General features: G+C 40.0%; 11 protein-coding genes. 7 read left to right on the top strand and 4 right to left on the bottom strand.

Translation table 11 applies throughout. The features are described 5' to 3' along the window. Window positions 1–78: 78 nt before the first annotated feature. From FY049_RS19435 to FY049_RS19445, 3 genes are all read right to left on the bottom strand, one after another. Entirely contained in the window at window positions 79–2,466 is a 2,388-nt protein-coding gene (locus FY049_RS19435; protein ID WP_234624272.1) for a glucose/quinate/shikimate family membrane-bound PQQ-dependent dehydrogenase, read from the bottom strand. Window positions 2,467–2,618: 152 nt separating this feature from the next. After that, a complete protein-coding gene (locus FY049_RS19440; RefSeq protein WP_446084191.1) occupies window positions 2,619–3,872 on the bottom strand; it encodes a carbohydrate porin in 1,254 nt (417 codons plus the stop codon). A gap of 378 nt (window positions 3,873–4,250) precedes the next feature. Beyond that, window positions 4,251–5,369 (bottom strand): CaiB/BaiF CoA transferase family protein, encoded by a 1,119-nt coding sequence (locus FY049_RS19445; RefSeq protein WP_446084192.1) that lies wholly within the window; start codon window positions 5,367–5,369, stop codon window positions 4,251–4,253. Window positions 5,370–5,580: 211 nt separating this feature from the next. Here FY049_RS19445 and FY049_RS19450 point away from each other — a divergent pair, with 211 nt between their 5' ends. The 7 genes from FY049_RS19450 (at window position 5,581) to FY049_RS19480 (ending at window position 13,151) form a co-directional block, all read left to right on the top strand. Continuing rightward, on the top strand, window positions 5,581–6,591 hold the full coding sequence (locus FY049_RS19450) for an AraC family transcriptional regulator (RefSeq protein ID WP_004724010.1): 1,011 nt from the start codon (window positions 5,581–5,583) through the stop codon (window positions 6,589–6,591). Between the two features lie 147 nt (window positions 6,592–6,738). Then, a complete protein-coding gene (locus FY049_RS19455) occupies window positions 6,739–7,200 on the top strand; it encodes a GNAT family N-acetyltransferase (RefSeq protein ID WP_004817773.1) in 462 nt (153 codons plus the stop codon). 123 nt (window positions 7,201–7,323) lie between these two features. Beyond that, the gene (locus FY049_RS19460) at window positions 7,324–7,842 is read left to right on the top strand and encodes a GNAT family N-acetyltransferase (protein ID WP_056513990.1); all 519 of its coding nucleotides are present in this window, start codon (window positions 7,324–7,326) and stop codon (window positions 7,840–7,842) included. Window positions 7,843–7,995: 153 nt separating this feature from the next. Next, complete coding sequence (locus FY049_RS19465; RefSeq protein ID WP_154130643.1) at window positions 7,996–9,201, top strand: acetyl-CoA C-acetyltransferase; 1,206 nt, start codon at window positions 7,996–7,998, stop codon at window positions 9,199–9,201. A gap of 11 nt (window positions 9,202–9,212) precedes the next feature. Next, window positions 9,213–11,345, top strand: a complete 2,133-nt coding sequence (locus tag FY049_RS19470; protein ID WP_262782698.1) for a 3-hydroxyacyl-CoA dehydrogenase NAD-binding domain-containing protein — start codon at window positions 9,213–9,215, stop codon at window positions 11,343–11,345. Window positions 11,346–11,564: 219 nt separating this feature from the next. After that, complete coding sequence (locus FY049_RS19475; RefSeq protein WP_105714433.1) at window positions 11,565–11,942, top strand: DUF805 domain-containing protein; 378 nt, start codon at window positions 11,565–11,567, stop codon at window positions 11,940–11,942. 213 nt (window positions 11,943–12,155) lie between these two features. Beyond that, complete coding sequence (locus FY049_RS19480; RefSeq protein ID WP_056514001.1) at window positions 12,156–13,151, top strand: DUF2804 domain-containing protein; 996 nt, start codon at window positions 12,156–12,158, stop codon at window positions 13,149–13,151. 29 nt (window positions 13,152–13,180) lie between these two features. Here the strand turns inward: FY049_RS19480 and FY049_RS19485 are convergent, their stop codons facing one another. Then, the gene (locus FY049_RS19485) at window positions 13,181–14,056 is read right to left on the bottom strand and encodes a metal-dependent hydrolase (RefSeq protein ID WP_056514002.1); all 876 of its coding nucleotides are present in this window, start codon (window positions 14,054–14,056) and stop codon (window positions 13,181–13,183) included. Between the last annotated feature and the right edge of the window lie 44 nt (window positions 14,057–14,100).

The raw sequence follows: 14,100 nt of genomic DNA on the forward strand, positions 1-14,100 counted from the left end.
TATACAAGGGTATGGGATTAGATAAAGTAATAAAAAACAGGTCATCAAGACCTGTTTTTTATTTACCTCAATTTAAGATTATTTATCTGGTAGTGCATAAGCAACGATAGAGTCACCCATTTTGGTACCAAATGAACCGTGACCACCCGCCATGATCACAACGTATTGTTTACCATTGCTTTCATAGGTCATCGGTGTTGCTTGCCCACCCGCAGGTAGACGACCTTTCCACAGCTCATCACCATTGCTGACATTGATCGCTCGGATGTAATCATCTTGAGTCGCACCAATGAACATCACATTACCCGCAGTTGAGATCGAACCACCTAACATTGGCACACCCATTTTAAATGGTGGCAATGGAATACCCGGCATACTGTCACGAATTGTACCAATACGACGTTTCCAAGCTACATCATGCGTTTTCAAATCTACACCAGCAACATAACCCCATGCAGGTTGTTTACATGGTAGGCCAAATGGTGAAAGGAATGCACTAATTTCAACACCGTAAGGGACGCCATACATGGGTTGAACACCCGCTTCTGTACCTGCACCTTTGGCTGTTTGTTTACGATTAGGATCAGCAGGAATCAATCGACTGACAAAAGGTAGGCCAATTGGATTCATGACTGCGATTTGACGATCAGGGTTAAGTGATAAGCCACCCCATTCAAATACACCCAAGTTACCAGGGAAAACTAAAGTTCCGTTTTCTGAAGGTGGAGTATAAATACCGTCATAATTTAACTTGTGGAATGACACACGACAAATTAACTGGTCAAACATGGTTGCGCCCCACATTTGTTTATCCGTTAATTTTTCTTGAGGTGCTAAGTTAAAGTCTGAGAACGGTTGCGTTGGAGAATAGAATTCACCCTTAGTTTGCGGACCACGTTTTACACTTTGTGGTACTGGACGTTCGTTAATCGGTACAATTGCTTTACCGTTACGGCGGTCTAAAACAAAGGCATTCCCTGTTTTAGTCAATACATAGATTGCTGGAACAGTTTGTCCAGTTTTGTCTTTGATATCCGCTAAGGTTGGCTGTGATGGTACATCCATATCCCACAAATCATGGTGAGTCGTTTGGAAGTTCCAGATCAATTTACCCGTTGTTGCATTGATTGCTAACATTGAGTTTGCATAGCGTTCATGCAGTTTTGTACGGTTACCACCCCAAATATCTGGCGTACCTACACCTGTTGGTACATAAACGATATCGAGTTTTGCATCATATGCAAGCGGAGCCCATGCATTCGGTGAGTTTTGGACATATTTCTGACCAGGACCCGGAATCTGATTCGGATTTTCAGCACCTGTATCAAATACCCAAAGTAATGCACCAGTATTTACATCATAACCACGGATAACACCAGAAGGCTCTTGAGTCGAATAGTTATCTGTCGTTGAACCACCAATGATAATTGTGGTGCCTGTGACAACAGGTGGTGATGTTGGAATATAACCACCCGGATAAGGGAATGGCATATCCTTTTGTAAATCAACTTCACCGTTATGACCAAAGTCAGAACATGCTTTACCTGTTTCAGCATTTACCGCAACGATACGACCATCATTGACTGGTAAAATAACTTTACGCGGACATTCGGTAGATGAGGATTTTTTTGCTTGTAAACTTGCAGCGAAACCAACGGTATTGTCTGCATCGTAATAAGAAACACCACGACAAGTTAAATGTTGGAAGGTATTATCAGCTTTGAGTTTTGGATCAAATACCCATTTCTCTTTACCTGTAGAAGGATCAAGAGAAACCAATTTTTGATGGGTTGTACACAGGTACATGTTATTCCCGATTTTAATCGGTGTGACCTGATTGGTTGTTTCGCCTGAATCATTTTCGGTCTTGAATTCACCTGTACGATAGGTCCAAGCAACTTTAAGATCTTTAACGTTCTCTGAGTTGATTTGGTTCAACGGAGAATAGCGTAAACCAGATTGAGTCCGACCATAAGCCGGCCAGTCTGCATCTGCAATACCATCAATCGCTGCTGGCGTTGGTTGTTTACTGGTTAAAGTCCCACGAATTTCTTGTGGATCATTAAAGATAGAATAAGCCATAACCGCAATGGTGATTGCCAATGTACCTGAAAGTGCAATTTTAGCACTTTTGGCATCGAAACCACGTGTTACTGCTGGAATGAGTAGCCATAAGCCAAACACACCTAAAATATCTAAACGCGGTGCAAGCGCGAAGAAATCTGAACCGACTTCCCATAGTCCCCAGACAACTGTGCCGAGTACTAAGGCTGCATAAACGTATAAAGCAGAACTATTTAATTTGCGTAATAAAATTGCTGTTGCAATGAAAAGTATCCCGGCAATGATGTAGTACCAAGACCCACCCAGTGCTGCCAGCCATACTCCGCCGCCTAATAGAACTACACCGAAAACAATTGCAATCACAACTGTTAGGGTTCTGAGTCCTGAAGATGGAGTTTGCATATTGACCACCTATCTATTTGATTAATTTTTTACGCTTTACCTTTCCATTGAGGATTAATGAAGCACATTGTTTAAATTTTTAGATTTTAAATATTTCGATGCGAGGGGAGAGAAGAGTTAAAATTGCATCGAAATATTTATGATCTATAACACTAGAATGCAGTTTGGAATTTGATACCGCCAACCCATGCATTTTCGCCATCTTTATATGCACCAACATGACGAATATATTGCACATTTGGACGGATCGTCAGCCAATTTGTTGCATGTACACCGTAGTAAATTTCAGTGTTGTACTCTTCATCTTGTTGACGAATTTGAGTATCATTCACATCATTGTTGATGCTGATACGAGAAAAACCGATTGCGACATCATCTTGAGGGCGCGCATCGAAAGGACCTTTATAGACCAGTCCAATATTTTGCATATTGTCGACAGTGTTTGTGTCTGAGTCATGAAGGGTTAAATTAATGAAACCCGTTAAGCCGCGACGTACATCACCGTGATGTGCTGTAAATTGTTGCTTGGCAACCAGCCATCCACCTTGTTTATGATCTGTTTCATTTGGATTTTTAATGCGTTGTGCATCGACAGTACTATAGTAATAGCCCAAACGATATTCGCCTGGCAATTTTGCAGCACTGAGTTTTGGTTGCCAAACCACTTCCGCAGGAATAATTGCACCATGTGAACCGTCTGTACTTAAGTTAAACCCCTTGCCACGTTCTAAGTTTTCAGGATTGTATTCATAAGCACCGACTTGAGCATATAAGTCAGGTTGGATGTTATATTTAACTCGCGCAGCCCATTGGCTAACAGGCCAGTTATACCATTGGTCGCCTACCCAGTTACCCACTTGAGAGCCACAAAGTGCAAGGTTTTGAAAATCACAGTCAAAGCTGTTAAAATCCTCGCCTTCGCCAAAACGACCCACTTTAATATCTAATTTTTGCTCAAAGAATTTTTTCTTGATCCAAAAATCAGTTAAGCGCCAAGTTTGACCGCGACCCCAAACTTCTTGGGTTGAGCTGAGTTGTCCTGCAAGGGCATCAGAGGTTTGCGACAATGAACGACCATTACGTTCAGTGATGGTGATTTGGGCTTCTGTGTCTTTCCATCCAAGCACTTTTTCCAAGTCTACATGACTACCAATCGCAAACTGATCTGCATACTCAGTACCATGGCTTGAATGGTTTTTTGAATCTAATAAGGTGGCTAATTCGCCGGTATAGCCGAAGCTGAAGTCATAACCTTTTTGTTGGAGCTTGGTTCTTTTTCTGTTCCAATCACCAAACATCCATGGGCTTTCTGCATTAAATGCTTCAGCTGCATGAGCACTTTGAAAAGAACTACATAAAGATAATAAGCTGATAGCCCAATAAAAGTGACCTTTAGATTTATTCATATTTGGTGACCTTGATAACACTTTGTAACTAATTATTTATAATACTCTCATATTTGTATAAAAATCTATTATTTTTGACTTTTAATTGTAATTAATGTGAGTATTTTATCTCATGGTGATAATTTTTTAATAAATGAATATTGGCTTTTTGAATGTTTTTGGTCAATTTAATCTATTGTTTTTAAAATACTAAATTTTATTTAAAAATTAATTGAAAAACCATGGATTAAAATTGATCTGAGAAGAACAGGGTACCTGTGTAACGTATTTAGAATTAAGATTACACAGGATGCCATGGTTACAAATTATACAAATTGTAAGTAAAATGACAGAATTGTAATTTTATTTAACTTGAATTGTGCTGTATTAAATGGGCAATTACCATTTCCCTTCACCCAGTTGCTGACCAATATAGTGATATTGCATTTGTGATCTTGAAAACTTAATTGGACAGGCTAACTGTGGTTCAGTTTGATCAGAATTAGGCTTCAATGGCACATTGACCACCCAATTACGTTGTTGAGAAATTTGGGATTGCAGTGCTTCGTCTAAACTCAGTACGGGTTCTACGCAAACGTCCAGTTGTTCAAACAGTTGATTCCATTCAGCCAGATTTTTACTTTTAATTTTATCTCGAATCGCTTGCTTGAGTATTTGACGATCTTCGGTATCGAAAGAAGCACCTTTTTGTAGAAGGATTGGCAATTCTAAGGCGCTTGCCAGTCCATTCATAAATTGTGGCTCTAAGCTACCAATAGATAAGTAACGAGCATCGGCCGTTTCATAATAATCATAAAAGGTCCCGCCATTAAGCTGTTCAGATTCACGTTGCTGCTGTTGAGCACCAGCCAAACTGGCTGCGGCTGCCATATTATTGAGCCCCACCACACAATCGGTCATGGAAATATCAATATATTGTCCCAGACCACTATTTTGGCGTTCAACTACAGCAGCAAGAATACCGATGACAGCATGTAAGGAACCACCTGCTACATCTGCGATTTGAATCCCCATCGGCGGTGGTCCACTGTCTTGGCGACCACAGTGTCCAGCGATACCAGACAGGGCAATATAGTTAATATCATGTCCAGCTTTATCTTTATATGAACCTGTTTGGCCATAACCCGTAATTGAACAGTAAATTAAACGTGGGTTAATTTCAGCCAAAGTTTGATAATCCAAACCCAAACGTTGCATCACCCCCGGACGAAATTGTTCAACGACAATATCAAACTCAGAAATCTTCTGTTTAACTTGCTCAATGCTGGCAGGATCTTTTAAATCTAAAGTGACGGATTGTTTATTTCGGTTGAGATAACTGTGTGAAGTCGCTTGTCCATTGGCATAAGGCGGGAACAAGCGTACCAGATCTGGACGCGTTGGCGATTCAATATGGATCACTTCTGCACCTAGGTCTGCAAGGTATAAAGTTGCAAATGGACCTGGTAATAAAGTGGAAAAATCGAGTACTTTCAATCCCTTTAAAGCTGTTGTCATAATTGTTTTTACCAATACTGTCTTGATTTTACACCCATAATAGAAATATAAAATTAACAAAACAATGTCATGTTCAGCCATTTACCTTGATCATTTCGGCAATTTATGATGTAAAAAGGTGATCTGCACTGTTGTAAATCGCCAATAAAACATTTTTTAGCGTCATTTAGGTCAATTGTTAGTGAACATCAAAGAGAGTGAAGGATTTACCATGAGTCGTGATACGATCAGTATCCATTTTGTGAATGCCGCCTTAACAGGTGTGAAGCGTCTAGGAATGGACGTTGACACCTTACTTTCACATGTTGGCATAGAAGCAGAATTACTTCGCCAACCTAAAGCACGTATTTCACCAGAGCAATATACACGTTTTGTGAAAATGCTGTGGATGGTAACCCAAGATGAACATGTTGGATTTGATATCCAACCTCGTCGTTTGGGATCTTTTGCCATCATGTGCCAATTGATTATCCACGCTAAAACTTTGGGTGATGCTTTAGAGTTATCATCACAATTTTATAAATTATTTGGTGACGAATGGTCGGTCGCGGTTGAACGTGATAAACATGAAGCGCGTTTAGTACCATTGATTCCAAAAACCATGGACCCTGATCATTTTATTACTGAAAGTATGTTGATGATTTGGCATGGTCTAGCTTCATGGTTAATTGAACGTCGTATTCCTTTAGAACGGGTACATTTTGGTTACCCGCGTCCAAATCATGCAGATGAGTATGATGCGCTGTTCTTTGCACCTGTGATGCAATTTGATATGCCACGTACTGAAATTACTTTTGCCGCAGACTATTTGGATTTACCGATTCGTCAGGATGAAGCAAGTTTAGAAGAGTTTTTAAAAGCTGCGCCTGCTCAGCTTTTGGTGAAGTTCAAAAACACCAATTCTTTAACTTCGCGTATTCGTGAAGTCTTAAAGAGTCAAATTGGTGAAGAAATGCCAACCTTAAATGATGTGGCTTCAATGTTGTATTTATCACCACAAACCTTGCGCCGTCGCTTGGCAGCAGAAGGTAAGAGTTACCAAGGTGTTAAAGATGCCTTACGTCGAGATGCTGCGATTCATTTGTTGTTAAATCCGGATTTAACCTTGGAAGATGTAGCACAACAAGTGGGCTTTAGTGAAACCAGTACCTTCCATCGCGCATTTAAAAAATGGACAGGGGTTACCCCAGGACTTTATCGTCAATTGCATGGTTATCATTAATTCGACATAGATGAATTCAAAAGTAATTTTGCTGATCCTAAGCCCAAGTGATACTTGGGCTTTTTTATGCCTGATCATTTCACCTAAAATTTCTTGTAAGATATAAGCGATAAAGTGAAAGAATTTTCAAGAATAGGGTATTAAAAAATGATTAGACTTGCTGAGTTTGATGATGTGCAAGTACAAGATTTACTCAGAATTCATTTACATGGTATGCATGAAAACTCACCGATTGAGCATAGTTTTGCATTAGATCTAACTGCGTTACAACAACCCGAAATTAGCTTTTTTACCCTTTGGGAACAAAATGAACTTTTAGCTTGTGGTGCAATTCAAGAGTTGTCATCTACACATGCTGAATTAAAGTCTATGCGGACACATCCCAAACATTTACGTAAAGGTGCTGCAACAGAAATGCTGAAACATCTTTTATTGATTGCACAACAACGTGAATACCAAAAATTGAGTTTGGAAACGGGAACACACTCATCTTTTGAACCCGCAATTTGCTTGTATAAAAAATTTGGCTTTATCAAAGGTGCTTCTTTTTCAGAATATCAAGAGTCTGATTTCAATCAGTTCTATCATTTAGATTTATCCACTCAATAGCGCATTGAATAATCTTCGCTATGATTGTGATGATTATGAAAAAAGAGAATATCGGACCTGCTTATTTTAGGTTTGAGCTAATTAGTTAGATGATATTTAAATATTTTTATACTGGATATATAGATGACATGTTTGATTAGAAAAATTGACCCTTCGGATATAGCGCAACTGATCGAAATAGAAAAATCTGCTACTCAAGCATTTTCAAGTATTCCCGAGTTATCTTGGCTTGTCGAAAGCCCAGTGTTGTCAGCACAAGATCATTTGCAATTGATTTCTTCTGCTTATGCATTTGTTGCGATTAATCAAAAGAATCAAGCTACAGGTTTTTTATATGCAGAAAGACAAGCGCTTGATTTATATATTATCGAGTTAGATGTGAGTGCCGCATTTCAAAAACAAGGGATCGGTCGGCAATTGATTGAATATGTGATTGCTACTGCTCAGGGAGAGGGCTGTGATGCTGTGACCTTAACCACCTTTCATGATGTGATTTGGAATCGACCATTTTATGAAAAATTAGGCTTTGAAAAGATCAATGCGCTTGAGATGCCTCTCTATCTTGAGCATAAACTTGAGCATGAAGTTGCATATGGTTTTTCTCGTAACAGCAGATGTGCAATGAGATTGGCGCTTAATTGAAATACGCGATTTGTTTTTGTTTACCCATTCAGAGCAAACCAGCCAATTGACAAAAAATATCAACTGACTATTTCGTTCTCGTCATTGAACTCTCAACTTTATAACGTACACTCAAAGCAGATAACAACCTAGAAGTCATAAGAAGGAACAGCTATGAGCGAGGCTTACATCATTGATGCCATTCGCACACCACGCGGAAAAGGAAAAAAAGATGGTTCACTGTATGAAGTGAAACCAATTACATTATTAACCACATTGCTCAATGAATTGAAAGATCGTCACCAGCTTGATACTTCAAAAGTAGACGATATCGTACTGGGTTGTGTAACACCAATTGCCGATCAAGGCGGTGATATTGCTAAAACTGCTGCAATTGCGGCAGGCTGGGACAATGATGTTGCCGGTGTGCAAATCAACCGTTTTTGTGCTTCAGGTCTTGAAGCTGTCAATATGGCTGCTCAAAAAGTACGTTCAGGCTGGGAAGATATTGTTGTTGCTGGCGGCGTAGAGTCTATGTCACGTATTCCAATGGGTTCCGATGGTGGACCTTGGGCACTGGATCCTGAAACAAATTTAAAATCACATTTTGTTCCTCAAGGGATTGGCGCGGATTTAATTGCCACGCTCGATGGCTATAGCCGTACAGATGTGGATGAGTTTGCTGCCAACTCACAACGTAAAGCTGCTGCTGCTCAGGCCGCGGGACGCTTTGATCAGTCCGTGGTTGCGGTTAAAGATAAAGCTGGTGTTACGATTCTTGACAAAGATGAATTCATTAAACCGACCACAACTGCTGAAGGCTTGGCAAAACTCAATCCAAGTTTTGAAATGATGGGTGGAATGGGCTTTGATGCGATTGCATTACAACAATATCCAGAAGCGCAAAAAATTAACCATGTACATCATGCTGGAAACTCATCGGGCATCGTAGATGGCGCAGCTGTGGTGCTGATTGCTTCTGAAAAAGCAGTCAAAGAGCAAGGCTTAAAACCTCGTGCAAAAGTGTTGGCAACGGCATTGGTTGGAACAGATCCAACCATCATGCTCACAGGTCCTGCACCTGCTGCGCGTAAGGCGCTGGCAAAAGCAGGTCTCACTATTGAAGATATTGACCTCTTTGAAGTGAATGAAGCCTTTGCATCTGTGGTGATGCGTTTTATGACTGAACTTAAAGTTCCTGCTGAAAAGGTCAATGTAAATGGGGGTGCAATTGCAATGGGGCACCCATTGGGCGCAACAGGTGCAATGATTCTTGGTACGCTACTTGATGAATTAGAACGTCAGGGTAAAAAACGTGGTCTAGCAACATTGTGTGTAGGTGGTGGCATGGGTATTGCGACCATTATTGAGTTGGTATAAGGAGAATAATAATGAGTGCAATTCAATATGAAAAAAATGCGGATGGCATTGTTATTTTAACGATGGACTCTCCAAACCAGTCTGCAAATACCATGAACGCTGATTTTCGTGTGGCTTTAGAAAATGTTGTGTCTAAACTTAAATCTGAAACCGATTTAAAAGGTGTGATTTATCGCTCTGCGAAAAAAACTTTTTTTGCCGGCGGTGATTTGGATGAGCTGATTGAGGCAACGCCAGAACATGCCACTGAATTCTTTAAAATGACTGCCAAGCTAAAAGGTGATCTTCGTGCGATTGATACATTAGGTGTTCCTGTGGTTGCGGCGATTAATGGTACAGCGCTAGGTGGTGGTTGGGAAATTGCTTTAAGTTGCCATTATCGTATTGCTTTAAATGATCCAAAAACCAAATTAGGTTTGCCAGAAGTAACACTGGGCTTACTTCCTGGTGGCGGTGGTGTGGTGCGTATGGTGCGCCTGCTGGGTTTACAGAATGCATTCCCATTCCTTATGGAAGGTAAGCAATTCGGGGTAGATAAAGCCAAGTCTTTAGGTTTGGTCAATGAGCTTGCGGATAGCGAGCAAGACATGCTGGACAAAGCGATTGCTTGGATCAAAGCCAATCCAAAATCTCAACAGCCTTATGATATGAAAGGTTATAAAATTCCGGGTGGCGATCCTAAAACACCTGCGGTTGCTCAGATTCTGGCAATTGCACCGGCAATGCTACGTGATAAAACCAAGGGCTGTTATCCAGCGCCTGAAGCGATTATGGCTGCCGCGGTTGAAGGCGCTCAAGTTGATGTAGATACAGCTTTCCGAATAGAGGGCCGTTACTTCACTTATCTTGCAACAGGGCAAGTTGCCAAGAATATGATTGGCACGTTCTGGCATGGTTTGAATGCAATTAAAGCAGGTGCAAGTCGTCCTAAAAACATTGCTAAGTGGCAAGCGACCAAAGTGGGTGTACTTGGTGCAGGCATGATGGGGGCGGGTATTGCATATTCGACAGCAATCAAAGGCATTGAAGTTGTGCTAAAAGATGTCTCTGTGGAAAATGCTGAAAAGGGTAAAGCTTATAGTCAAAAACTATTGGATAAACGTGTTTCGCAAGGTCGTATGAGCGCGGAAAAGCGTGATCAAGTTTTAAGTTTGATTACCGCAACAGCATCTGCAGAAGACTTAAAAGACTGTGATTTGATTATCGAAGCTGTATTTGAAAATCAAGAATTAAAAGCCAAAGTGACTCAAGAAGCGGAACAATTTCTTGCCAATAATGGTGTCATGGCCTCAAATACATCAACATTACCGATCACAGGTTTAGCCAAAGCCTCTAAAGATGATACGCATTTTATTGGTCTACATTTCTTTAGTCCTGTCGATAAAATGCAATTGGTTGAAATCATCAAAGGTAAAAACACCTCTGCCGAAACCTTAGCAAAAGCCTATGACTATGTGCAACAAATTGGCAAAACGCCAATTGTGGTCAATGATAGCCGTGGTTTCTTCACCAGCCGTGTGTTTGGAACGTTTGTGCAAGAAGGTCTACGTTTACTGCATGAAGGCGTACATCCTGCACGTATTGAGATGGCAGCACTGAAAGCAGGTATGCCTGTTGGCCCATTGGCGATTCAAGATGAAGTGGCATTAACACTTTCTGAGCATGTGGCCAAAGAAACCCGTAAAGCACTTCAGGCTGAAGGTAAGGATTTACCGCTTTCAGGTGCTGATGATGTTATTGAAACTATGATTCACACCTTTGAACGTAAAGGCAAGGCTGCAGGTGCTGGTTTTTATGAGTATCCGGAAGGTGGCAAAAAGCATCTTTGGGATGGCTTAAGCCATTGGACGAAAAATGTTGATATTTCTGAGCAGGAAATGATCGACCGTTTCCTATTTGTTCAAGCTTTAGATACCTTACGTTGCTATGAAGAGCATGTGTTGGAATCTGTGATTGATGCCAATATTGGTTCGATTTTTGGTATTGGCTTTGCGCCGTGGACGGGTGGTGCGATTCAATTCTTAAATCAGTATGGTTTAGAAAAAGCTCTAGTTCGAGCGAACTCGCTTGAAGCAAAATATGGCGAACGTTTTAAAGCACCGCAAAAGTTAATTGATCAAATTCCACATGGAAAGATTATCTGATTTTTATATATTGCTTTAAAAATTGTAGATGAATGTCTCAAGCATAGATTAGACAATGATTTGCACAGAAAGAGGTCAAGTACCTCTTTCTTTTTTCGAATAGATTTTACTTTTTATAGAATAAAAGTGTATGAAAAACATGCAAAACCAGTTAGTATCTGGCTACAGCTTTAGTACAAAAAATGTCAGTAACACTTATAAAATAAAGAGAGAAAAGCAATGTCACAAAATAAAACCGAAGATCAATATAATGCGATTGATTGGTTTAAAAAATGTCTAAGTAATTATGCCAACTTTTCTGGGCGTGCTCGCCGTAAAGAATATTGGTACTTTGTATTGATACAGTTTGTTGTACTGATCATTGCAGTGATTTTAGACTCAATCATTTTTAAAAAACCGTTTGTGTTGTATTTGATCACTGTATTAGCACTGATCGTGCCTTCAATTTCAGTTGCAGCTCGCCGTTTACATGATATAGGAAAGACAGGTTGGTGGTATCTGCTTATCTTTGTTCCTTTTGGTGCCTTTGTTTTAATTTACTGGTTTGCTTCAGATACCAAACCTGAAACAAATCAATGGGGTGGTCCTGCAAAGTAATTTTTTCAGATTAAAAAATAGGGCATTTGCCCTATTTTTTATGAATTAAATCAAAGCTAAATTTTATCTATCAAGCGAATATTTTATAGGTTAAATCGTGATAAAAGTGGATTGATTTGGTGTGTGATGGTGTTGCTAAATTTGAAAAAATAGCAATAATCGAAGGACCGACTAAAGTCTGATACTTCCCTTATAAAAGGATTGGGAACTCACATGGATTTAATACAAAGCAATGGTCAACCCCGTTATGGGCGTTTTAAAGATGTGCCAAGTAAGATTAATGTTAATCAATATATCTACAAAACCCCGTATGGCAAAGTATTAACAGGTTGGCGTAAACATTTAAAATATAAAAAGTTTAAGTTTTGTGGTATCCAGCATGAACACTATTCTATCGGTATTGCAATTGCAGATATTGGTTGGGCAGGGCATGGCTTTATTTATGTCTATGACCATTCAACGAATGAAGTTTTAGAATGGAATGCCAATACGATTTTAGGGCGAGGGACAAGCTTAGATGAGCAGCCTTTGTATAGCCAAAGTCACTTTAGTAAATCACCTTTTGAATTTGAAATGCAACATGCCAATGGTGTGCGTTATATACGGGCAACTCGAAATGGTGAAGAGCAGTTAAAAGCCCGCATTTTTTGTGCAGGAACAGAGCCTTTAAGCTTATGCAGTCCCAATGGTATTAATGGTTGGACCTATACGCAAAAGAAAACCACCTTGGCTGTAGAAGGCTTCTTTATCAATAAAGATAAAGCGCGTATAGATTTTAATGAAAAAACATTGGCATCTCTCGATGACACCTGTGGATTTCTAAGACCCGAAACAGCGTGGTTTTGGTTATCGTGTAACTTTTGGGATACGCAAGGAAACCGTATAGGCTTAAACCTCGCTTCGGGTGTAAATGAAAGTTTTGGCAATGAAAATTGTCTGTGGGTCAATGGTGTTCTATATGCAGTTGCCGATGTACTGTTTGAAAAGATAGATGCGAACCTTTGGTCAATTCGTTCTTTAGACCAGAAATTAAATCTGACAGTTGAAACCGGCTGGCGGAGATTTGAAAACTTAAATTTACGTTTGGTGGGTAGTCAGTTTAGCCAATGGCAATCACGCATTAGTGGTACGGTCGAATCTGAAGTTGGTGAGTGTATTCAATTAGACCAAGCCTATGGCTTGTTGGAACAGCATTACGCGAAATGGTAAGGCTGTTCTAATTTAAAGCTTTTTTAACCTTATAACGCGGCTTTCCAAAACGCTTCACCTGCTTGAATCGGATCATTGGTTTCGGCCAAAACATCGACCCAAACCTGATATTGTCGAATCACAGGGTGCTGGCTCGGATGAAAATCAGGTTTAAACCAATCTAGGTATTGTTCACGCATTGCTGATAATTTACCGTGTTTGCCAAAAAACCATGGAATACCTTTGAGTGCAAATTGAGCACGTTGCAAACGACTGAATCCATCGTATTTAAGCATGACATTGGCACGGTAAAAGGTAAATCCAAACATTTGTAAAGTGACAAAGGCAAGCGCAAATTTACGTAAGTTTTCAGGAACTTCTCCAACCTCTTTCATGACATCAAAAGCGACATCTCGATGTTCCATTTCTTCGATTGAATGCCAAGCAAATAGAGCACGAACAAAAGGATGGACCTCCGCTAAAGTCTCTTGTTTACTATAAAAAGTTTCTGCCATTAATGCGGTAAGATGTTCTGCTGCGGCAGTCATGGCAATGTTGTACTGTTTGGAACGATGTTTCAGTATATGCTCGAAATGTGCACCCATAAATTTTACAAACTGATCAACAGGCATGCCTTGGTGCAGCATTTCTTCATTCATTTTGTCATGTGCAATACCGTGCTGTGCTTCCTGTCGAATAAAATCCGTGACACGTTGCTGTAAATCTGGATCGGTGATTTTGTCACGCAGTGCACGAACACTTTGAATGAAATATCTTTCCCCTACAGGAAAGGTCAAACTCAGCGCATCAAACATACGGGTACGAAAAGGGTCATTATCAAACCAAAAGCGTGGAACTTCATTCAATCTAAAATCTAAATTGCTACGAACCACAGGATCAACTTGGTGTTTTACATATGCATTCATTGTTTTATTTCTCGCATTATTCAGTTCAAATCCCTATTCAGGAT

Source organism: Acinetobacter sp. 1125_18A, from assembly GCF_052824985.1.

What these genes read in the sequence shown, in the direction of transcription:
- FY049_RS19435 (WP_234624272.1), bottom strand. Translation starts at nt 2,466, where the DNA reads ATGCAAACTCCATCTTCAGGACTCAGAACCCTAACAGTTGTGATTGCA.
- FY049_RS19440 (WP_446084191.1), bottom strand. Translation starts at nt 3,872, where the DNA reads ATGAATAAATCTAAAGGTCACTTTTATTGGGCTATCAGCTTATTATCT.
- FY049_RS19445 (WP_446084192.1), bottom strand. Translation starts at nt 5,369, where the DNA reads ATGACAACAGCTTTAAAGGGATTGAAAGTACTCGATTTTTCCACTTTA.
- FY049_RS19450 (WP_004724010.1), top strand. Translation starts at nt 5,581, where the DNA reads ATGAGTCGTGATACGATCAGTATCCATTTTGTGAATGCCGCCTTAACA.
- FY049_RS19455 (WP_004817773.1), top strand. Translation starts at nt 6,739, where the DNA reads ATGATTAGACTTGCTGAGTTTGATGATGTGCAAGTACAAGATTTACTC.
- FY049_RS19460 (WP_056513990.1), top strand. Translation starts at nt 7,324, where the DNA reads ATGACATGTTTGATTAGAAAAATTGACCCTTCGGATATAGCGCAACTG.
- FY049_RS19465 (WP_154130643.1), top strand. Translation starts at nt 7,996, where the DNA reads ATGAGCGAGGCTTACATCATTGATGCCATTCGCACACCACGCGGAAAA.
- FY049_RS19470 (WP_262782698.1), top strand. Translation starts at nt 9,213, where the DNA reads ATGAGTGCAATTCAATATGAAAAAAATGCGGATGGCATTGTTATTTTA.
- FY049_RS19475 (WP_105714433.1), top strand. Translation starts at nt 11,565, where the DNA reads ATGTCACAAAATAAAACCGAAGATCAATATAATGCGATTGATTGGTTT.
- FY049_RS19480 (WP_056514001.1), top strand. Translation starts at nt 12,156, where the DNA reads ATGGATTTAATACAAAGCAATGGTCAACCCCGTTATGGGCGTTTTAAA.
- FY049_RS19485 (WP_056514002.1), bottom strand. Translation starts at nt 14,056, where the DNA reads ATGAATGCATATGTAAAACACCAAGTTGATCCTGTGGTTCGTAGCAAT.